Genomic DNA, 20,053 nt, shown 5'->3' with positions numbered 1-20,053 from the left:
CGTGGTGGTGGGCACGGATGGCGGGGGCGTAAAGCGGGTGGGGCCGACGGGGCGATGGCGGGATGGCGGCGAGGTGGCGGGGCGCGGCGTTAAGAGGGCGGGATGGCGGCGCGGTGGGCCGGGGTGCGCGTCAAGGGGGCGGGATGGTGGCGCGGTGGGTCGGGGGTGCGGCGTCAAGGGGGCGGGATGGTGGCGCGGTGGGTCGGGGGTGCGGCGTCAGGAGGGCGGGATGGTGGCGCGGTGGGTCGGGGGTGCGGCGTCAGGAGGGCGGGATGGCGGCGCGGTGGGCCGGGGGTGCGGCGGATGGCGGCGCGGTGGGTCGGGGGCGCGGCGTTAAGAGGGCGGGATGGTGGCGCGGTGGGTCGGCGGCGCGGCGGGATCGCGGCCCGGCAGGCCGGGGGCGCGGCGTTGACAGGGGCGGGATGGCGGCGCGGTGGGCCGAGGGTGCGGCGCGATGGTGGCGCGGCGGGCCGGGGGCACAGCGGGATGGTGGCGCGGCAGCCCGGGGCGCGGCGTGAGGGCGCGGTAGGCGGGGCGGGGCGAGGCGTCCAGGGGGCGGAATAGCGGAGCGTGGAGTGGTCGCGGGATGGTGGAGCGGCCGTGACGGCGGCGGGATCGGCCCGTTCCGGCCACCGGTGGCGGGGGAGCGGGCGATACTACGCGCTGTGGGAGACGAAAGCGTGCTCGGCCGCGTGGAGTTCATCCGTCGCCTGGACGAGGTCGCCGCCGGGTTCGAGCGGGGCCATCCGCCCGCCGTGCTCGTGGTCGACCTTCGCAACTTCAGCGGCGTCAACGACGTGCTCGGCTACGTCGTGGGCGACCGCATCCTGGCCGCTGTGGTGGGGACGCTGCGCGACAGTGTGCGCGAGGGTGACGTGGTCGGGCGGCTCGGCGGTGACCAGTTCGCAGTGCTCGCGCCCGAGATCGCCGGGTCCGCGCTGGAGGAGCTGGCCGACCGTGTCCAGGTCGCGCTGGACAGCCCGATCGACGTCGACGGCCGCCCGGTGTCGGCGCGGGCCGCGCTCGGTGTGGCCTGCGGGGTGCCCGGTGACACCGGTGGCGACCTGTTGAGCAAGGCCGACATGGCGGTGCGGGTGGCCAAGACGCGCGGCCGGGGCCGGCCGTCGCACTACGAGTCGGGCTTGAAGCGCCGCTTCGGCGACCAGGCGGCCCTGCTCGACGGGCTGCACGAAGCTGTCGAGGGTGGTCAGCTGGAGCTGGTCTACCAGCCCATCGTGCGCCTCGGTGAAAGAAGCCAGGGCGAGGGCAGCCTGACCGGTCTGGAGGCGCTCGCCCGCTGGCAGCACCCCGACCGGGGGCCGATCATGCCGGGCGATTTCATCCCGGTCGCCGAGCGCAGCGGGCTGATCGTGCCGCTGGGCCGCTGGATGCTGGCCGAGGCGTGCCGCCAGCAGGGCCCCGACTGGCCCGAGACGTACGTCAACGTCAGCGCCCACCAGCTGCGCGAGCCCGGTTTCGCCGACGAGGTGGCCCGTACGGTGCCCGAGCCGGACCGGCTGATCGTCGAGGTGACCGAGGACGCGCTGGCCGAGGCGACCGTGCTCGAGACGCTGCGCGCGGTGCGGGCCCAGGGCGTACGGGTGTCGCTCGACGATTTCGGCTCCGGTCCGGGGTCGCTGCCCGCGCTGGCGAACGCGCCGATCGACGTGATCAAGCTGCACGGCTCGATGACCGAGCAGATCATCACCTCGCCGCGGCAGGCCGCTGTGGCCCGGGCCGTCGCCGCGCTCGCCGCCGAGCTGGGCGTCGTGGCCGTGGCCAAGGCGGTGGAGAGCGCCGCGCAGGCCGAGAAGCTGCACGACCTCGGTTACCGGCAGGGCATGGGCTTCCACTACGCCGTCCCCCAGCCGGCCCGCGCGATCCCGCTGTTCCTCGCGAACGAGGCCCTGCTGACCCCGGCGGGCTGACGGCCGGCGCGGCGGGGGTCAGAAACCCCGGGCCTCACCTGCGCGAGACCGGCATGGATGGGGTCACGTTCGCCCATTCTCCGGATGTGCCGCGAACCGAGCGGCAGTGCCGGCGCCATCGCGGACCGGTCCTCAGATCACGGATGCGAGGAAGGCCCTGCGGCTCCGCCGTGGGTGGAGCCGGACGCCGGAACGGGCTCCATCACGTCGTCCCAGACGCGGTCCACCCAGGGGTTGCCCACGACGTTCAACCGTCCGGCCAGGACCTCATCCAGATCGAAGGGACGCTCGACCCCGACTGACCGCTCGGACCACCACAGCGAGTCGCACTCCGGACAAACGAAGAACCGCGAACCATCATCCTTGAAACGGAGAAGTCGAACCCAGTCCTGGCCGCACTCAGGGCACGACCGGCGAGGAGTCATGACTGAAACCTAGCGCGCGACTACACGGCCGGAGCGACCACAGCGCGATGCGTGTTGCCTCGTCACGACGGGTGAGCGGGGTCAGGGCTTCCCGCCTCGGTTGACGATGTGGTGCACGTGCAGCACACGGTCGCCAGCACGTCGTGAATGACCACATCACCGGCTGGCATCGCCGCGGAAGCACGGCTGGGCTGCACAGACCCCGCCGAGCGTTCGCCGCCGGCAACAGTCGACGTTCGCCGCCGTCACATGGCACGGGCTCGTCTTGCTAAGAGCTGATTCCCTGTACGGGGCGGCCGTCCTCCAGATAACGCACCCGCTTCGCCTTCCAGGCGGCACGTACCCGACGGCGGACGGGTCCGCTGAGCAGGGGCAGCGCCGCGTCGATCGGCAGGATCCGGCTTTCGGCAATCTCGATCGGCTGAATGACCACCGTGTCCAAGACGGCGTCGTCGAAGACGCCGCAGTCGAAGAGGAAGCGCATACCACCCGGACGGTGGGGCCGCGGCCAGAGGAAGTCGACGCACGTGAGCCGGCCCGCGGTGACGGTGAGGCCGCACTCCTCAGCGGTTTCGCGGCGACACGCGTCCCACGGTGACTCGCCGACCTCGACAACCCCACCCGGGATCGTCCAGCCGCCCTTGTATGTGGGCTTCAGAATGAGCAATCGGTTTTTGCGTCCTCGTACCAGAGCGCCGGCCGAGGCCGGGATGGCCGGGAGTGTGAACGTCAGTTCGGGTAGCTCACCGGCGTTGACGTCGTCCATGGAGATCATGCTAGATCCGGTGCGTGCGTCCTCGATCGGGTCCACCTTCTCCGGCTCGAAGCAGGCGACATCCACATCGGGGTCCGCGAGATATGGGGTGCCAAGGCAATCGTTGTGGAACCTCATCATCGTTGGTTCACTGGTGTCGATCGTGCCGCTGATCGTCGCCTTTCTCACCCTCCAGAGATACTGGCAGGGCGGACTCTCCGTCGGGAGCCTCAAGTGACCGTGCGTGCCTCGCTGCACCTCGACCCGGCCCGGGTCGTCGCCCCCGTTTCCCGCCGTACGTTCGGCTCCTTCGTCGAACACATGGGCCGATGCGTCTACGGCGGCCTCTACGAGCCGTCGCACCCGTCGGCCGGCACGGACGGTTTCCGGGAGGACGTGCTCTCCCTCGTACGGGAAATGGGGGTTTCACTCGTGCGCTATCCGGGCGGCAATTTCGTCTCCGGATACCGCTGGGAGGACGGTATCGGCCCGGTCGAGTCCCGGCCCGTGCGGCGCGACCTGGCCTGGCACAGCCTGGAGACCAACGAGGTCGGCATCGGCGAATTCATGCGCTGGGCGGACAAGGCCGGGGTCGAGGTCATGTACGCCCTCAACCTCGGCACCCGCGGGGTGCAGGAAGCCCTGGACGTCCACGAATATCTGAACCAGCCCGAGGGCACCCACCTGGCCGGGCTGCGCGGCGGAAAACCGTACGGGGTCAAGCTTTTCTGCCTGGGTAACGAGATGGACGGCCCGTGGCAGATCGGCCACAAGACCGCGCACGAATACGGCCGGCTCGCCGCCGAAACCGCCCGCGCGCTGCGAGCCGCCGAGCCCGGCCTGGAATTGGTCGCCTGCGGCAGTTCGGGTTCCACGATGCCCACGTTCGGTGCCTGGGAATCCGAGGTGCTGTCGCTCGCGTGGGATTCCGTCGACTACATCTCGGCCCACGCCTATTACGAACCCCTGGACGGCGACCTGGCGTCGTTTCTGGCCTCCGCCGTCGACATGGACCATTTCGTCACGAGCGTCACCGCCACCGCCGACAGCGTGGCTGCCCGCCTGAAGTCGAAGAAGCGCATCAACATCTCGTTCGACGAGTGGAACGTCTGGTATCTCAGCCGTCACCAGAACGCCCCCACGCCCACGGCATGGGAGATCGCCCCGCGCGTCATCGAGGACACCTACAACGTCACCGACGCCGTGGTGGTCGGCAGCCTGCTCATTTCCCTGCTGCGTCACAGCGATCGGGTCACCGCCGCGTGCCAGGCCCAGCTGGTCAACGTCATCGCCCCCATCCGGGCCGAATCGTCGGGCCCGGCGTGGCGCCAGACCACCTTCCATCCGTTCGCTCTCACGTCGCGCCTGGCCACCGGCGAGGTCCTCGACGTCAAGATCACTTCCCCCACGTACGCCACCACCCGCTACGGCGACGTCCCGGTGCTCGACGCGGTGGCCACTCACGAACCGGGCTCCCTGACCGTCTTCGCCGTCAACCGCAGCCAGGACGAGCCGGCCGAGGTGACCTTCTCCGTCGGCGCTTTCGCCGGCCCCGCCGGCCTGGCCGAGGCGTGGCTCCTGACCGACACCGACCTGACCGCGACCAACACGCAGGACAACCCGGATCGCGTGGTCCCGCAACCGCTCGAAGCCGTGTCCGTCGACGGCGACACGGTGCGCGTCACGCTGCCCCCGGTCTCATGGGCCGCTATCCGCCTCACCACGTGAAGGGGTTGCGCAGAACAGTCGCTGGTGCCACTTCGAGAAGTGCTGGGGGCGGCGCCGGGCCCCCTCACCCTGAACCTGCCGAACTACCAGACCAAGGGGGAAGAGGTGAAGTTCTTCGTCTACCTGCGGGACAACGGGGTCAACCAGAGCGCCACCTTCGCGACCAGCCGGACAAAATCCCGCATGGGCAGCGGCGGCGTTCGCCGAGACCCCGCCGGCCCGGTCGACCGGATCGTTTGCGATCCGCCGGCGGTAGGGAACCTGGAGGTCAGTCCCGCGCGGCCCGCAGCGCCCGGTAAGCCGCCAAGTAGGCGTCGACCCGCGCGGCCCGCTCCAGCCGCTGTTCGCTGCCGTGGTTACCCCGTTCCGGGGAGCGCTCGTACTGGGACACGAACTGGCCGCAGTTGCCGCACAGCAGCCCACGCACGCACAGCCCGCAGCTGCGCTTTGTGCAGCATGCGTGGTCGTGGTCAACCGCGAGCGGCACCGGCTCGCAGCACAGCCAGTTGAAGCCGTCCGGGCAGAGTGCGCACACGCCGCCCTGGGCCTTCAACATGTCCCGGTAGCGCTGGGCGGTCATTCGATGGGCGCGGATCGCCCGCAGCGGTAGAGCGTCCATGCACATGTCCGACCGGGGCCACCACTTCCGTTCCACCCGTATGCCGACGTCCACACGCACCAGGCGGTTCTTCGCCGGGCAGCTGAAATTGTGCTTGTCCTCGACCCGCTGCGGCGGCAGCACCGCACGGTTGCGCAGGTGCGCGCCCAACTGGGGAGGCGGCCGCGGCGGCAGTTGGCGCATCCACTCGTTGACCTGCTCTGCGCCTGCGCTCCACCCTGCGTAGGCGCCCTCTCTCATGCCCGAATGGTACAAAGAGATGCCATTGACGTGGCGGCCGTGGCCTGCGCGGTGACTATCACCTCGGACCCGGCAGGGCACGACGGTAGGCCTGTCCGACCGGGCTCGGCGTCGTGGCCGGTCTTTGCCGTGGAACGTGAGGCTCATGATCGCCACGACGCCACCGGCCGCTGACCGGACCACCCAGCAGGTTGTTCTGCCGCGCGCAGCCGACTGAGCCCGGCACCCGCTGTTGCCTGAGGCCGGTCACGGTTGCCCGCAACCTTCGGACAGCGGCCAATCCGGATGCGCCTGAACACGGCGTCCGACATGATGGCCATGTGCTGGAGGCGTGGGGGCTGACCTTGACGTTGGACATCGCACGGCAGGTAAGGCGGTGGCGGGTCGAGGACGAGTGCTCCTGGCGAGCGATCGCCGCACTGGCGGATGAGACCTGGGCTACCGATACCCGTGGTAACCAGCTGTTCGGCGAGGACCTGTGCAGGGAGAGCGCACGGATGCTGGGCGAGAACCCGAACGATGAAGTGTGGAACTGACAGGCGATCCAACCACTGTGCCCGCGCCCTGTGCCGGTGTTTCGGTCGGGCCGGTCGACAGCCGCTCATCAGCAGATCCGGACGTGTCTCCCGCCGATGCAGCACGCTTGTGGCCGACTATTGACGGGTGATGAGCGGACGGGATGTTGCGGGCCTGATCGAGTCGGACCCGGGGGCGATGAGGATTCTGCGCGCTGCGGCTGATCTCGGTTTGCCGGACTGGTGGATCGGTGCCGGTTTCGTACGCAACCGTGTGTGGGACGCGATCAGCAATCTTCCGGTTTCGCCGGAGCGTGATGTGGATGTCGCCTACTTCGATCCGGAGAAGGTGGATCCGCGCGAGGATGCACGTGCCGAGGCTCAAGCCCTGACGGTCATGCCTGGGGTGCCGTGGGAGATACGTAATCAAGCACGGATGCATCTGCGCAACGGCGATGAGCCTCACACGTCCGCGTTGGACGCGATCTCGCGCTGGCCCGAAACGGCAACGTGCGTCGCGGTGACTCTACGGGCCGGCTCTGTACACCTGGTGTGCTGTCACGGGACCGAAGATCTGGTGGGAATGGTTGTCCGCCCGTCCCCGGCCTTCGACAACGCAGCAGGCCGGGCGAAGGTACGAAGCCGCATGGAAGCCAAGGGATGGCTTGGCCGATGGGCCGGACTACGGCTGGAGATCTAACGCTCACGAGTCCGCATCGTCACCCGGTTGAGCGCGAGCGTGCCGTTGTCGAGGCGCAAGCCGAAGGCGGGGGAGCCGGACACCGTGGCCGGCGGCGCGGTGTGGATCAGGCTCCACGCCCCGTTGCGTTCGTGCCAGGTGGTGAGCGTGCCCGAGCGGGCCAGGACGGCGAACCTGTCCCCGGCCTGCCATTTCACGTTCGCGCAGCAGCCGCCGTCCGGCTGGGACGCGCCGTTGACCCGTACGTCGGCGCCGGACGTGCCGAAGTGGTGGTTGTACCAGGCGAGCGCGTTCGTGGCGTCACCCGACGACAGGCCCAGGAACAGGCTGTCCTCGGGGGCGGAGCCGGCGAACGCCGACGGCTCGACGATGACCGCGGTGCCGCCGGCCGAGGCCGCCACGGGCGCGGCCAGCACGGCGAACGCGCGGGAGGGGGCGGCGGCGGTCAGTGTGCCCCCGGCGACGGCCAGAGCGGGTGACGGCTCGGCGGCGGGGTGGTCGATCCGATACTGCGCCAGCCGGTCGGCGGAGAAGTCGTCGTCCCACAGCGTCACCGGATAGTCGTCCGGGGCGAACTGGTACGACGTGGGCAGCACGGCCCCGCTGACCCCGGACGCCGAGCGCGCCAGCACCCGTACGGGCAGGCCCGCGAGCGGGTCGGCGGTGGCCGGCACCGTCACGTCCCACGTCGTCGTCAGCGTGGCCCCGGCGGCGAGAACCGGGACCTGCGCAGCCGTACGGGGCCGGGCCGTCCACCCGCGCGGCAGTTCGAGCGACACCCGTACGTCCGGAATTGTCTTCGACGCGGTGACGCGCGTCTGTACCGTGGTCGTCGTGCCGGCGTCGACGGCCAGGGAATCGCTCGTGAATCGCGCGGCCAACCGGGGATCGGGCTGCCGCCATACCTGCAATGCCGTGATGCCGATCGCGCCGCCGCCGTTTCTGGCCGGCACCACGCGCAGCCGATCGGTGATGAGCGGCGGATCGACCACGATGCGGTTGACGGCCCGCCCGACCGGCGTCGCGGGGGAGCGTTGCTGGCCGGGAGCGTCGGCCCAGACCCCGGCGGAATTCTGATACTGCAACGCGTACGTATCCGGAGTGCGCACCCCGCCGCCGTCGTCGTAGAAGTCGATCCGTACGTCGGAAACGGTGGTCGGCGCTCCGAAGTCGACGGCCAGCCAGTCCGACGCGTTCGGCGACTGCCAGGTGGTCCAGCGCGTGCTCGGCACGTCGAGGTGGAAGTTCTGCCCGTCGATGGCGTTCGCGGCGCTGTCGGCCGACCAGGTGTACGACGCCGACGCCCGCGGAAAACCGGTTTCTCGTACGTTCGCAGCATCGTCGACGAGGTCCGGCTGACCGGCCGCCGCCGACGTCGCGCCGACCGCGACCCGCACATCCCCCAGCGTGGCCCGCGACAGTTTCTGCACGCCGTCGACCCAGACCCGCATTCCGGCGCCCCGGCCGTAGGCGCTGCCGTCCCGGTCCCACAGAATTGTCAGGTTGTGACCGTGATACGGCACGTTCTCGACCGCGAAATGGTTCCAGCCCGACGGCACGAGGGGCGCGATCCGTACGGTGTCGTCGGCTTGGGGCCGGATGCCGAGCAGGCCCGACAGCACCAGGTCGGCGAAGGTCGAATGGTTGTAGTCCTCGGAATGCCCGGCGCCGTCATAGATCCAGCGGTCCTCGTCCGGGTGGTGCGCCTCGGCTACGTAGGGCCGCCCGTTCTTGCGTTGTGTCAGCGCATAACCCCGCAGGATCGCGGTGTAGTCGTCCTTGTCCACATACGACTGGGCGGGGTAGTCGAGCAGCTGGTTGGCCAGCGCGGTCAGGGTCTGGCTGGTCGCGAACGGCCAGCTCGGCCCGTCCCAGCGGCAGCAGCCGTCGAGCGCCTCGTGCAGGAACCAGCGGCTGCGGCGTTCGGTGGTCGTCGGCCCGTACGGCGCGGCGAAGCCCTGCGGATCGGTCAGTTGCGCCCAGGCCACGGATTTGCCGGCCGCGGGCATGTGGAAATACCAGGGAACGAACCCGATCTGTTCGCGGTCGGCGATCCGGGTGTCCTGCCCCTTCATCACGTGCTTGTAGAACGATCCGTCCCACAGCACCCGGTCGGTGGCCGTCTTCAGTTGCGCGGCCTCGTTCTCGTAGCGCTGAGCGGCCGCGGTGTCGCCGGTCCTGCGCTTCAGCAGGGCCAGTGCGCGCGCATCACCGTACTGGTAGGCATTGAGGGTCGGCCGGTAACCGTCGCCGCCGTGATAGGGGTCGCTGCTCTGGTACGAGCTCGCGGTGAACTCCATCGCGTCCCACACCGGGGTCTGCCAGTAGACGCCGCGGGCCGCGTCGAAATGGGTGCGTTTCCAGCCCGCGTACTGTTTTTCGAGGGCGGCCAGGCGGTCGGTCAGGAACTTCCAGTCGCCGGTCACTTCGGCCCGCGCCACCGCCGCGTCGACCGCCCAGAACGAATACTGGTGGGCCCAGTCGGTCGTGTTCTTGTTCAGCTCCTCGGTGGCCGGTTTGGCCTCGGAACCGGAGCCGGTGAGCCAGTAGTCGACGTAGTCGTCGAGATAACGGCGGTCGCGCAGCCAGCGCCCCTCGTAGATGTGATGCCCGGCCGCGGCGTCGATCCCGCCGAACGGCGCCGCATAGCCGACCGGCCCGAGAAACTCGGAAACGATCCAGCCGTCCTGGGGACCCGTGTATTTGAGGGCTTCCTTGAAGGTGCGCCACCGGTAGTAATAGGTCTTCTCGATCTCGGCGTCGGGCAGGTCGACGAACGGGATGTTCGACTCGTACCAGTCCGGCTCCGGCGTGTCGCCGAGCAGTACGCGGTGGTCGAGAAAGCGGGTCGTCGGGCCCGCCGGCGGATAGAGCGGTGGTGCCGGAACGGCCGCCTCGGCGGGGGAGCCGGGCGTCAGCAGACCCCCGATCAGGCTCAGCACCGCGACAGCTCCGAGACGCTTCCGACCCATCACCATCGCACGCTCCCGGAGCCGAACGACCAAGAATGCCCAAAGTCAAACATCGACACTCATCAACGTCAAGACCGGCCGCGGATCATGAAGACGATGAACGGGTCCCCCCATCCGGCCGGCGGCGCTCGGCGGGGAGTGACGAGACCGGGTGGCTCCGCGTTGATGTTGTCGACAGCTCACCACCACAAGGAGTCACCAGTGCGAACCCTTGTCATCGCGCTCGCCGCGGTCGCCGGCCTGGGGGTCGCCGCGGCGCCCGCCTCGGCCGCCGGAAGCAATCAGTTCCGGCTCAGTGCCGGCAGCGTCGTCGGTTACGGCACGTACGACCACATGATGAGCATCCCGGAGCGGCCCGTGCCGCCGTTCCGCATCACCGGGACACTGGTCGGGCGCAGCCTGTTCCGGTGCGCCGTGATCCAGGTCGGGCAGAGCGGGCCGGCCGACGGGCTCGAGTGGCGCACCTTCGGCAAGCACTGCGGGCCGGGGCGCAGCAGCTTCAAGGTGCAGACGTCGTACCTGTTCCGCGGGGTCAAGCCGCCGGTCCGGCTGTGTGCGGGCGTGACGCCGGCGCAGGCCGAGCGGGGCCGCCAGTGCGACGAGTATCGGCCGTCGGCGGACTGACGCTCGGCGGGCCCGGCTTTTCGAGCCAGGCCGCGAACAGCCGGGCCGCCGCCACGCACAAGGGGACCGCCACGACAACCGTGATGCCGTACGCGGTCAGGCTGGTCCCGGTGTGGACCAGCGCGACGATCGGCACGCGGATCCAGCCCAGCCGCACCGGCCCGGTGCCGGCCGGGCAGCCAGGGAACGGCAGCAGCCGGCCCGAGGGCGCACGCCGTCCACCGGGCGGGTCGCTAGGGGAGGGGGAGCTGCCGCCAGGTCCGGCCGTCCGCGGAGACGTACGGACCGGTCGCCGACGTCACCAGATAGGGCTCGGCGGCCTGGCGCGAGGTGACCTGCAGGTGCGTGCTGAGATCCCCGGGATAACCGGGCAGGCCCGTCCGCGAGTAGGGGCCGGTGGCGCGAGCGGCGGCGAACCCGGTGCCTGTCATGACGATGTGCGAGCCGTCGGCGGCGACGAAACCGCCGTACTCGTCGGCGCCGCGGATCGTGTCGCCGGCCCGCCACGTCAGCCCGCCGTCGGAGGTGTGCTGCGTGACGGCCACGTTGTCCTCGCGATAGATCAGCACGTACGCGGTCGCGCCCGGGCCCGCGGCCACCCGCGGCAGATACTTCATGGGCGCCCAGCCGTTCTGGAACTCGGCCGCCACGCCGTCGGTGAAGACGTGGGTGCGCCACGTCCGGCCGGCGTCCGAGCTGGCGGCCACCGCGGGCTTCTTCGTGACCGGGTCCAGCCCCGGAACCCACAGGCGCCCGTCGGCCGGCACGGTGATCAGGTCGCCCCACCCGGGCTCGACGGTGATGCCGGTGGGCTGATGGGCCAGTGGGGCGAACCGGCCGGTGGCCGGGTCGACGGCGCCGACCGTGCAGGTCGTGACCCGGAAGAGCACGCAGTCGACCGGGTGGGTGCCCGCCGGTACGGCGGCCAGCGGCTCCGTGCCGACCTCGGCGCGCTGCCAGCTCATGCCGCCGTTGGTCGTGGTCCACAACCGGCCGCTGTCCCGCGCGGAGGCCGCGCCGGCCGCCTCGTCGAAGGGGATGACCCGGCCGTCGCTCCAGGCCAGGATGCCCGGGGCCAGCGGGGTGAGGGTGGCCATGCGGGGGTCACCGGCGTCCTCGGGCTCGGGCGGTTCGGTGCGCCGCTGCCACGCGTTGCCGCCGTCGGAGGACACCCACAGCTGTGAGCCGCAGCCGGCACAGTCCACGACAACGCTGTAAAGGTCCCGCCCGGTGGCGGCGGCCGTGGTCACGCGGGACCACCCGGCCTCGGAAGGGGTGGCGGCGGGCAGGCCCGTGTCGCCCGAGCCGCCCCGTACGGCCGGACCCAGCCCGGCCACGGTCAGGACGGTGGCCAGGGCCGCGCTCGACGTGACGAGACGACGGCGGCGGACACGAGCGGACCTCCGCCGTACGGAATCGAAATCGGGTTGGCGAACCGCGTCCCCGGCCTCGGCGCGCAGCCGGTCGAACTGCTGCTCAAGCATGCCGGACCCCCTCGGTCAGCGGGACGGGCTCCTCGTCGGACAGGTAGCGGGCCAGCGTGGCGCGGCCCCGGGCCAGCCGGGCCTTGACCGTGCCCACCGGCACCCCGAGCGTCTCGGCGACCTCGGTCACCGGCAGATCGGCCAGGTGGTGCAGCACGATCACCTCCCGGGTCGGCGGGGCCAGCCGGCGCAGCGCGGCCAGCAACGCCACCCGGTCCCCGGACACCCCCGGCACCGCGGCCGGGCTCGCCTCGACCCGCCCCGACCGCACCAGCCGGTCGAACAGCCACCGCCGCCGGTACCGCGTGCGGGCCACGTTGAGCGCGGCCACCCGCAGCCACCGCTCGGCGTCGCCGGCCCGCAGAAACGACCGCGGCGAGGCCAGCACCCGCGCGAACGCCTCGTGCACGGCGTCCTCGGCCTCGGTCAGATCACCGACCAGCCCGTACACCTGTGTCACGAGCCGCCGGAAATAGGCCTCGTACGCCTGCCGCACCGCGTCCTCGGCCGCCACACACCCTCCCGCCGCTCACCCACCTGACCCTCAAAGGACCAACAGCCCACCCGCACGGTTGCAGCCGGGTCCGGGTTTTTTCCGGGCGATCGGCCCCTCAGCTCGACCCGCGCACGGTCAGCGTCGTCGGCAGGCGGGGCGGGGCGGGCCGAGCCGGGTCGAGCAGATGCTCCACGGCCGCCGCGGCCTCGTCCTCCACCGGCATGTAGACCGAGGTCAGGTCGGCCGCCTCGGCCAGCGCGCTGCCGTCGAAGCCGACCACTGCCACGTCGTCGGCCACCCGGCGGCCCGTCTCGCGCAGGGCCCGCAGCACGGCCATGGCGGTGACGTCGCAGGCGGCGAAGACGGCGTCCAGGTGCGGGTCGCGTTCCAGCAGCTCGCGGGCTGCCTCGTACGCCCGGTCGTAGGTGAAATCGCCGTCGGCGGCGGTCACGGGCTGGGCCGCGCCGGAGAACACCCGCAGGAAGCCGTCCCGGCGTTCCTGCGCGCACGGCGTGGGCGGGCCGAACACCGCGCCGACCCGTTTGCGGCCTGTCTTGACCAGGTGGACCGCGGCCTGATGCCCACCACCGTCGTTGTCGGGGGCTACGAACGCGACGCCCGGCGCCGACCGGCCCAGCGCGACCACCCGGCCCCGGTGGGCATAGGCCGACCCGGCCGCTCCGGGCACGTTGATCAAGAGCCGCCCGTACGGCGGGTCGTCGTCCGGCGCGGGCAGGGTGACCACCCGCCGCACCTCGAGCGCGATGTCCCGGTCGCCCAGCGCCCGCAGCGCGCCGGTCAGCACCCGCCCGTAGAACGGCTTGACGCTCAGCGCGGCCGGATCCGGGTCGACGATCAGCACCTCCACACGTTCCCGCCGCCCCGCACTGGCCCGGCCGCTGGCCAGGGCCTGCGCCACCGCGTGCGGCTCGTACCCCAGCTCGGCCGCGACCGCGCGCACCCGCTGCCGCACGGCCTCGGACGTCCCGTAGGCACCGTTGATCGCCCGCGAGGCGGTCGCCCGCGACACCCCGGCGACCCGGGCGACATCGGCGAGCGTGGGTCGCTGATCCGTCATGCCGCGAGGTTAGCCGCCCCCAGCACGCACACCCCGGCCACCGCCACGACCAGGCCGGCCACCAGGAACCCGGCGGTGTGCGCCGCGCACCACCGGGCGCGGCGCCGCACCTGGGCGGGCACGTCCTGGGCCCGGACCAGCCGCACGGCCACCACCCCGGTGGTCAGGCCAGTTTGTCGTCGCCGATGTGCGGGGCCGTGCTGCGGTCCACGTCGACCGTCGCGCGGGCGGCCACCCGGCCGTCGGGGGTCAGGGCGGTCACGTGCAGCCGGCCGGCCGGCCAGCCGCCGGGCAGGGTGGCGTCGACGGTGACGGCGGGGCTCAGCTCGTACGGCTTGGCCTCGACCGCCGGGCCGTCGACCGCGGGCAGCAGCGGGGCCGCCGAGTAGACCGGACCCCAGGCCCAGGTCAGCCGCCCGGTGAACAGGTCGGGGCCGTGGTGTGAGAGGTGCGCTCCGAAGGACGCCGTCGGGCCGAGGATGTCGCGGCTGGGGGCTACGGGCAGCACGTCGAGCACCAGCGTGGTGGTGGCGTTGGCGTCGGCGGGGGAAGCGCCGCCCAGGTCTTTGCGTTGCCGGTCGAAGGTGAGCAGGCCGGCCGACTCGTGTTCGATGTCGTAGAGCTCGGTGTAGACGTAGCCCGACAGCCGGTCGTGGCGGCGTAGTTCCTGGGTCTGCCAGCGCAGGTGCCAGCCGCGTTCGACGGCGGTGAAGCCCCCGCCGTATTCGCTGTTGAGGTTGGGCAGGCCCCGCACGGGCTGCGACGGCACGGCGAGCGCTTTGTCGACGACGAAATCGGGGCCCAGCTTGACCGGGAAGTCGTCGCGCCGGCCCTCGACCAGGGCGTGCAGGGTGCGGGCCCAGCCGATCGCGCTCTCGTCGTAGTAGTGCCAGTCGAGCAGGTCGGTGCGAACGTGGGTCCACCCGGAGTTGTCGACGATCGGGCGGCTCCGGTCGAGTGCGGCCAGTTTCCCGTACGCGGAGACGACCGCTTGCTGCTTGGCCTCGTCACCGGGGATGTCCCAGTCGAGGCCCCATTCCTCGTTGTAGAGCCCCCAGATCACGATCGCGGGGGAGTTGCCGTCGCGGCGCACCATCGGCTCGATCTGCGCCTCGAACGCGGCCGTCGACGCCGCCGTGAACGTGCCGGTCGACGCGGGCTCGCACCACAGCAGCAGGCCCAGCTTGTCGGCCAGGTGCACGAATCGCGGGTCCTCGAGTTTCAGGTGCTTCCGTACGAGGGTGTAGCCCAGCTCGCGGGCCAGTTCGAGGTCGCGGATCATGGCTTCGTCGCCGGGCGGGGTGATGCCGGTCTCGGGCCAGTAGCCCTGGTCGAGCACGCCCTTGACGTAGAGACGCTCGCCGTTGAGCAGGATCTCCTCGCCGCGCACCTCGACGCTGCGCAGCCCGGTGTAGCCGTGGACCCGGTCGATGCCGTCGGCGGTCTCGAGTTCGACCTCGACGTGGTAGAGGTGCGGGTCGGCGGGGCTCCACAGTCGCGGCTCGGCGATGTCCAGGACGGTTTCGGAGGTGTCCGAGGTGACAGCGGGGGAGCCGGCGAGGGCGACTCGGAGTGTCGCGCCGCCGGTGTTCGGGCCTGCGGCCTGCACCCGTACGACGATGCCGTCCAGGTTTTCGGTCGGGCGCAACGACAACGACGCGATGTGGGTGGCGGGTCGCGATTCGAGCCAGACGGACTGCCAGATTCCTGAGCTGGGAGTGAAGCAGACGCCGTCGTAGTCCGTACGGGGAACGCTTCTTTGTTTGCCGTGGGCGATTTCGCGTTTGTCGGCGGGCGCGTCGACTCGCACGACGAGTTCGTTGGTGGCGGAGAGCGCGTCGGTGATGTCGGCCTCGAACGGCGTGTAACCGCCTTCGTGTCTGACGACCTCGATACCGTTGACCCACACTGTGGTCAGGTGGTGGGCGGCCCCGAAATGCAGGACGACGCGCTGCCCGTCCCAGTCGGAGGGCACGTCGAGCGAGCGCCGATACCAGCCGACCGGCTGCCAGTACTGCGCGAGGCCCGAGGCGCGCGTCTCCCAGGCGTACGGGACCTGGATCTGCTTGTCGAAAACGGGTTCGCCGAAGGAGAAGTCCCAGGCGCCGTTGAGGCTGAGCCAGCTGTGCGAGCGGTCGAAATGCGGCCGCGGGTATTCGGTCATGTGTTGCTCCTAAGGACTTTCAGCCTTTGACGCTGCCGGCGAGGATGCCGTTGATGAAGTGGCGTTGCAGGAGAATGAAGACGAGCAGCAGCGGGATCATCGCGATGCTGCTGGCCGCGAGGAGTTCGCTCCAGACGGTGGCGAAGTCGGCGCCGATCCGGTTGCCGCTGATGTTCTGGGCCAGCGTCGACAGCACCACCTGCAAGGTCTGGTGCTTCTCGTCGTTGACGGCGACCACCGGCCAGACGAAGTCGTTGTAGACGTTCATCATGGTGAGCACGGCCAGCCCGGCCAGTCCGGGCCTGATGACGGGCACGACGATCCGCCGGAACACCCCGAATTCCGAGGCCCCGTCGACCCTTCCGGCGTCGAGCAGCTCGTCGGGGACGGCCGCGATGACCTGCCGCATCCAGAAGATGCTGAACGCGTCGATGCTGCCCGGCAGGATCAGTGCCTTGTACGTGTTGACCCAGCCCAGCGCGCTCATTTCGAGCAGCAGCGGAATGATGAGCACGAGGGTGGGCAGCATCAGGGTCAGCAGCACGATGCCGAAGAGGACGTCCTGGCCGGGAAACTTGTATTTGGCGAACGCGTAACCGGCCAGGGGGCAGAAGAACAGCGTCATGCCGCCCTTGATGGCGAGCACCAAAGCCGTGTTGGCGAAGCCGGTTCCGATGGGCACGTCGGCCAACATGGCCCGATAGCCGTCGAGTGTGGCGTCGCCCAGGTTGAAGCCGAGCGGGTCGCTGATGATTTCCGCGGCCGGCTTGATCGAGGAGCTGATCGCCCACCAGATGGGGTAGAGGAAAAGCAACGCCAGGACGCCCAGGAGTGCGTACGTGGGAATGCCGGGTCTTTTGTCATTCATCGCGCGCTCGCAGGAGCCGGACGGAGATCAGGGACAACGCGAACACCAGGATCACCAGCAGGAACGAGTTGGCCGCCCCGGTGCCGAGGTCGGACGCCGTGATGTGGTCGTAGAGGTAGAGCCCGGCGGTGGTCGTCGAGCCGTACGGGCCGCCCTGGGTCACCACGAACGGCTCGGCGAACATCTGGAACACCGCGAGCGTCTGGATGACCAGCAGGAACGACAGACTGCGGCGCATCAGCGGGACCGTCATCGACCAGAACTGCCGCGCGCGGGAGGCGCCGTCGAGGTCGGCCGCCTCGTACACGTGGCCGGGAACCGACTGCAGACCCGCGAGCAGGATGATGATCGCGAACCCGGTCGTCTTCCACAGGAACAGCAGCGCCAGCGTCGGCTTGGACCAGGCGGTGCTGGTCAGCCAGCCCACGTCGGGCAGCCCGGCCAGGTTGAGCGCGTGGTTGACCAGGCCGTAATCGCGGTCGAAGACGACGATCCAGACCTGGGCCATGGCGACCAGCGGGGTCACGAACGGGGCGATGAACGCGACCCGGAACACCCCGCGCAGCCGCAGCTTCGCGTTGGACAGCAGCACCGCGGCGCCCAGACCGGCGACGAGCTGGACCGGCACCACGAGCAGCCACATGATCGAGCTGTTGCCCAGCGAGGCCCAGAACTCGGGGTTGGTCAGCAGGTACGTGTAGTTGCCGAGGCCGATCCAGCGGGCCTCGCCGGCCCCGGTCCACCGGGTGAAGCTCAACCGCAGCGCATACGCCAGGGGGTACGCGCCGAAGGCGGCGAAGACGAGAAAGAAGGGCAGCACGAAGACGTACGGCGCTGCCCTCCTTTGCAGGAGCGCGGACATCAGGCGCGGTCCACCAGCCGCTGGATCTGCTGGGTCGACTCGGCGATCACGTCGTCCGGCGACATCTGGCCCTGGATCAGGCGCTGCAGGTTGTTGCCGAGATAGTCGACGGACTTGGCCCACCACGCCGGGATGGGCGCGGCGGCCGGGATCGTCTTGCTGGCCTCGACGGCCACCTTCCACAGGTCCTGACCACCGAGCGCCTCAACCGGCTGGAACAGCGGCGCCGCGGCGTCGAGGGCGGGCAGGAACGCGGGGACCGAGGTGTTGAGCCCACCCGGATAGGTGTCGCTGGGGCCGTACACGGCCTTGATGCCTTCGTCGCTGACGGTCAGGTACTCGTACAGGCGCCAGGCCAGCTCGGGGTTCTTGGCCTTGGCCGGGATGACGAAGCTGCTGCCGCCCATCGCGCCGCTGCGGGCGCCGCCCGGGGTCCAGGCCGGCAGCGGGGCCGCGCGCCACTTGCCCTTGGTCTTGCTGAGCAGGGTCTGCGGGGCGAAGTCGAACCAGATGGCCCACGGCACGAAGGCCTGCGTGCCGTCCTCCAGTGCGGCGATGTCGGCCGGCTTGAGGTACGGGGTGTGGGTGACCAGCTGGTCGTCCACCGCCGACTTGATCCAGGTGAGGATGCGGCGGTACTCCTCGGAGTCCAGGCGCAGTTTGCCCTGGTCGTCGCTGAGGCTGGTGCCCTGCTGGTTGGCCAGCATCTCGAGCCAGAGCTGGCCCAGGAACGGGTCGGCGTCGAGGTGGATCGGCTTGGCCTTGGCATTGCGTTCCCGCAGCTTGCGGCTCGCGGTGAGCAGATCGTCGTACGTGGCCAGGCCGGCCGGGTCGATGCTCGCGTCCTGCAGCAGGTCCTCGCGGTAGTAGAGCAGGCCCGGGTTGAGGTCCCAGGGCACGCCGTAGACCTTGCCGCCGACCGTGTTCACGCTCAGCTTCTGCGGGGCGATCTTGTCGCGGTACGGGGCGATGAGCGCGGTCAGGTCGTACAGGTGCTCGGCCTGGCCGGCGATCTTGGCGTCGTCCCAGAACGAGCCGTCGGGCACACCGGCCCCGGAGATTAGCGTGTTGGCCAGCTTGGCGTCGATATCGACGGCCTGGTGGTCGACGGTCACGCCGGGGTTGGCCGCGGTGAACTTCTTGATGGCGGCGTCGAAGACCTTGAACAGGTCGCCCGAACGGCTCCAGATCGTCAGGGATCCGCTGAGCGGGCCGGCGGAGGACGACGCGGTCAGCGGCTGGGAGGTCGTGGTGTCGTCGCCGCCGCCGCAGGCGGCCAGGGCGGTCAGGGCTCCGGCGCCGGCCGCGCCGGCGAGGAGGGAACGTCGAGTTGTCATATCTGCTCCTTCGAGCTGGTCGCAGCTCTGCTGGCGGCTGCTCGTAATCGCTCTGCAACGATGCAGACATCCTGCACGTAGCTCTGCAACGATGCAAGACCTAGGATGGGCGCGTTGCATTAGGCTGTCGGTCGACTCATGGGGAGGTCGGAATGCGCGAGGCCACGCTGCGGGATGTGGCGACCCGGGCCGGGGTGTCGATCCGTACGGTGTCGAACGTCGTGAACGGCTACGCCCCGGTCTCCGACACCCTGCGGGCCAAGGTGGAGACGGCGCTGAGCGAGCTCGACTACCGGCCCAACCTGATCGCCCGCAACCTCAAGCAGGGCCGCAGCGGCATGCTCTGCCTGGTCGTGCCCGAACTCGACGTGCCCTACTTCGCCGAACTGGCGCGGGCGGTCATCGCGGCCGGCCGCCGGCACGGTTACGCGGTCATGGTCGACCAGACCGACGCCGACCCCGTACGGGAGAGAGAACTGCTCACCCGCAACTCGCGGCTCACCCTGTTCGACGGCCTGATCCTCAGCCCGCTCACGCTCAGCGCCCAGGAGCTGCGCGAACGCGGCAACAAGACCCCGGTCGTGCTGCTCGGCGAGCACATCTTCGACGGCAGCTTCTCGCACGTGGCGATCGACAACGTGGCCGCCGCCCGCGACGCCACCGCGCATCTGATCAGCCTCGGCCGCACCCGCATCGCCGCCGTCGGCGACCAGCCCTACCGTACGGGCGAGACCGCCCAGCTGCGCACGGCCGGTTACCGGCAGGCCCTGGAACGGGCCGGCCTCCCGTACGATCCCGCGCTCGTGCGGCCGACCGAACGCTTCCACCGCCGCCTCGGCGCCACCGCCGCCACGGCCCTGATGGCGCTCGACTCCCCACCCGACGCGATCTTCTGCTACAACGACCTGCTCGCCCTGGGCGCCGTCCGCGGCCTGCTCACCGCCGGGGTGCGGGTGCCCGACGACGTGGCCGTGATCGGCATCGACGGCATCGAGGAGGGCGAGTTCGCCACGCCCAGCCTCAGCACGATCGTCCCCGACAAACAAGCGATCGCGACACTGGCCGTCGAAAGCCTGGTCGCCCTGATCGAGGGGGGCGTGGCCCCGGCCCCGGCCGAGGTGCGGGCCGCCCACACGCTGCTGCCCCGCGAAAGCACCATCGGCCGCTGACTCAGCCCGGCGGGCGCGTTGCTGCCCGGAAGGGGGCGATCGGTGCCCGATCGGGCCGACCCCGGCTGCCCGGTTGCGCCCCATCCGGCC

The 20,053-nt window shown here is 70.6% G+C and carries 17 protein-coding genes; 6 read left to right on the top strand and 11 right to left on the bottom strand.

Annotation, left to right across the window (positions count from 1 at the left end; genetic code table 11):
- Positions 1 to 665 precede the first annotated feature (665 nt).
- Complete coding sequence (locus BKA14_RS19765) at positions 666 to 1,928, top strand: putative bifunctional diguanylate cyclase/phosphodiesterase (protein ID WP_184952407.1); 1,263 nt, start codon at positions 666 to 668, stop codon at positions 1,926 to 1,928.
- A 693-nt stretch (positions 1,929 to 2,621) separates the two neighbouring features.
- Here BKA14_RS19765 and BKA14_RS19760 read toward each other — a convergent pair.
- Positions 2,622 to 3,296 carry an NUDIX domain-containing protein gene (locus tag BKA14_RS19760; RefSeq protein WP_203722399.1) on the bottom strand — a complete coding sequence of 225 codons (675 nt, stop codon included), beginning with the start codon at positions 3,294 to 3,296 and terminating at the stop codon, positions 2,622 to 2,624.
- Positions 3,297 to 3,341: 45 nt separating this feature from the next.
- Here BKA14_RS19760 and arfA point away from each other — a divergent pair, with 45 nt between their 5' ends.
- On the top strand, positions 3,342 to 4,835 hold the full coding sequence (gene arfA, locus BKA14_RS19755; RefSeq protein ID WP_239092991.1) for an arabinosylfuranosidase ArfA: 1,494 nt from the start codon (positions 3,342 to 3,344) through the stop codon (positions 4,833 to 4,835).
- 268 nt (positions 4,836 to 5,103) lie between these two features.
- Here arfA and BKA14_RS19750 read toward each other — a convergent pair whose 3' ends face one another.
- Positions 5,104 to 5,694 carry an endonuclease domain-containing protein gene (locus tag BKA14_RS19750; RefSeq protein WP_184952406.1) on the bottom strand — a complete coding sequence of 197 codons (591 nt, stop codon included), beginning with the start codon at positions 5,692 to 5,694 and terminating at the stop codon, positions 5,104 to 5,106.
- Between the two features lie 320 nt (positions 5,695 to 6,014).
- Between BKA14_RS19750 and BKA14_RS19745 the strand changes: the two genes are divergently transcribed.
- Together BKA14_RS19745 and BKA14_RS19740 are read left to right on the top strand one after the other, a co-directional pair.
- Positions 6,015 to 6,230, top strand: coding sequence for a hypothetical protein (locus tag BKA14_RS19745; RefSeq protein WP_239092992.1), 216 nt, complete (start codon positions 6,015 to 6,017; stop codon positions 6,228 to 6,230).
- A 130-nt stretch (positions 6,231 to 6,360) separates the two neighbouring features.
- Positions 6,361 to 6,909, top strand: a complete 549-nt coding sequence (locus tag BKA14_RS19740; protein WP_184952405.1) for a nucleotidyltransferase family protein — start codon at positions 6,361 to 6,363, stop codon at positions 6,907 to 6,909.
- Here the strand turns inward: BKA14_RS19740 and BKA14_RS19735 are convergent.
- Positions 6,906 to 9,887 (bottom strand): MGH1-like glycoside hydrolase domain-containing protein, encoded by a 2,982-nt coding sequence (locus BKA14_RS19735; RefSeq protein WP_239092994.1) that lies wholly within the window; start codon positions 9,885 to 9,887, stop codon positions 6,906 to 6,908. The two genes, BKA14_RS19740 and BKA14_RS19735, sit on opposite strands and share 4 nt — an antisense overlap.
- 195 nt (positions 9,888 to 10,082) lie before the next feature.
- Between BKA14_RS19735 and BKA14_RS19730 the strand changes: the two genes are divergently transcribed.
- Positions 10,083 to 10,505 carry a hypothetical protein gene (locus BKA14_RS19730; protein WP_184952404.1) on the top strand — a complete coding sequence of 141 codons (423 nt, stop codon included), beginning with the start codon at positions 10,083 to 10,085 and terminating at the stop codon, positions 10,503 to 10,505.
- A gap of 233 nt (positions 10,506 to 10,738) precedes the next feature.
- On the opposite strand, the gene BKA14_RS19725 is transcribed toward BKA14_RS19730, so the two are convergent.
- The 8 genes from BKA14_RS19725 to BKA14_RS19690 form a co-directional block, all read right to left on the bottom strand.
- Positions 10,739 to 11,989: a beta propeller repeat protein gene (locus BKA14_RS19725; RefSeq protein WP_184952403.1), complete on the bottom strand. Its 1,251-nt coding sequence runs from the start codon at positions 11,987 to 11,989 to the stop codon at positions 10,739 to 10,741.
- Positions 11,982 to 12,503, bottom strand: a complete 522-nt coding sequence (locus BKA14_RS19720) for a sigma-70 family RNA polymerase sigma factor (RefSeq protein WP_184952402.1) — start codon at positions 12,501 to 12,503, stop codon at positions 11,982 to 11,984. Before BKA14_RS19720 ends, BKA14_RS19725 begins: the two co-directional genes overlap by 8 nt.
- A gap of 97 nt (positions 12,504 to 12,600) precedes the next feature.
- Positions 12,601 to 13,563: a LacI family DNA-binding transcriptional regulator gene (locus tag BKA14_RS19715; protein WP_184952401.1), complete on the bottom strand. Its 963-nt coding sequence runs from the start codon at positions 13,561 to 13,563 to the stop codon at positions 12,601 to 12,603.
- Complete coding sequence (locus tag BKA14_RS19710; protein WP_184952400.1) at positions 13,560 to 13,709, bottom strand: hypothetical protein; 150 nt, start codon at positions 13,707 to 13,709, stop codon at positions 13,560 to 13,562. The genes BKA14_RS19715 and BKA14_RS19710 overlap by 4 nt, the downstream gene beginning before the upstream one ends.
- A gap of 17 nt (positions 13,710 to 13,726) precedes the next feature.
- Positions 13,727 to 15,727: a glycoside hydrolase family 2 protein gene (locus tag BKA14_RS19705; RefSeq protein ID WP_184952399.1), complete on the bottom strand. Its 2,001-nt coding sequence runs from the start codon at positions 15,725 to 15,727 to the stop codon at positions 13,727 to 13,729.
- Between the two features lie 19 nt (positions 15,728 to 15,746).
- Complete coding sequence (locus BKA14_RS19700; protein ID WP_184952398.1) at positions 15,747 to 16,595, bottom strand: carbohydrate ABC transporter permease; 849 nt, start codon at positions 16,593 to 16,595, stop codon at positions 15,747 to 15,749.
- Positions 16,588 to 17,457, bottom strand: coding sequence for a carbohydrate ABC transporter permease (locus BKA14_RS19695; RefSeq protein WP_184952397.1), 870 nt, complete (start codon positions 17,455 to 17,457; stop codon positions 16,588 to 16,590). The genes BKA14_RS19700 and BKA14_RS19695 overlap by 8 nt, the downstream gene beginning before the upstream one ends.
- Positions 17,457 to 18,794, bottom strand: coding sequence for an ABC transporter substrate-binding protein (locus tag BKA14_RS19690; RefSeq protein ID WP_184952396.1), 1,338 nt, complete (start codon positions 18,792 to 18,794; stop codon positions 17,457 to 17,459). The genes BKA14_RS19695 and BKA14_RS19690 overlap by 1 nt, the downstream gene beginning before the upstream one ends.
- A gap of 152 nt (positions 18,795 to 18,946) precedes the next feature.
- Between BKA14_RS19690 and BKA14_RS19685 the strand changes: the two genes are divergently transcribed.
- Entirely contained in the window at positions 18,947 to 19,963 is a 1,017-nt protein-coding gene (locus tag BKA14_RS19685) for a LacI family DNA-binding transcriptional regulator (RefSeq protein WP_184952395.1), read from the top strand.
- The last annotated feature ends 90 nt before the right edge of the window (positions 19,964 to 20,053 follow it).

The sequence above is a fragment of the Paractinoplanes abujensis genome, assembly GCF_014204895.1.
GTDB classification, from domain to species: domain Bacteria; phylum Actinomycetota; class Actinomycetes; order Mycobacteriales; family Micromonosporaceae; genus Actinoplanes; species Actinoplanes abujensis.
Note: the sequence above shows the minus strand (reverse complement) of the source record. Positions and strands in the feature narration are given on the sequence as shown.

Coding starts and splice junctions, on each gene's coding strand:
- BKA14_RS19750 (WP_184952406.1), bottom strand. CDS start 5,694: ATGAGAGAGGGCGCCTACGCAGGGTGGAGCGCAGGCGCAGAGCAGGTC.
- BKA14_RS19740 (WP_184952405.1), top strand. CDS start 6,361: ATGAGCGGACGGGATGTTGCGGGCCTGATCGAGTCGGACCCGGGGGCG.
- BKA14_RS19735 (WP_239092994.1), bottom strand. CDS start 9,887: ATGGTGATGGGTCGGAAGCGTCTCGGAGCTGTCGCGGTGCTGAGCCTG.
- BKA14_RS19725 (WP_184952403.1), bottom strand. CDS start 11,989: ATGCTTGAGCAGCAGTTCGACCGGCTGCGCGCCGAGGCCGGGGACGCG.
- BKA14_RS19715 (WP_184952401.1), bottom strand. CDS start 13,563: ATGACGGATCAGCGACCCACGCTCGCCGATGTCGCCCGGGTCGCCGGG.
- BKA14_RS19705 (WP_184952399.1), bottom strand. CDS start 15,727: ATGACCGAATACCCGCGGCCGCATTTCGACCGCTCGCACAGCTGGCTC.
- BKA14_RS19700 (WP_184952398.1), bottom strand. CDS start 16,595: ATGAATGACAAAAGACCCGGCATTCCCACGTACGCACTCCTGGGCGTC.
- BKA14_RS19695 (WP_184952397.1), bottom strand. CDS start 17,457: ATGTCCGCGCTCCTGCAAAGGAGGGCAGCGCCGTACGTCTTCGTGCTG.
- BKA14_RS19690 (WP_184952396.1), bottom strand. CDS start 18,794: ATGACAACTCGACGTTCCCTCCTCGCCGGCGCGGCCGGCGCCGGAGCC.
- BKA14_RS19685 (WP_184952395.1), top strand. CDS start 18,947: ATGCGCGAGGCCACGCTGCGGGATGTGGCGACCCGGGCCGGGGTGTCG.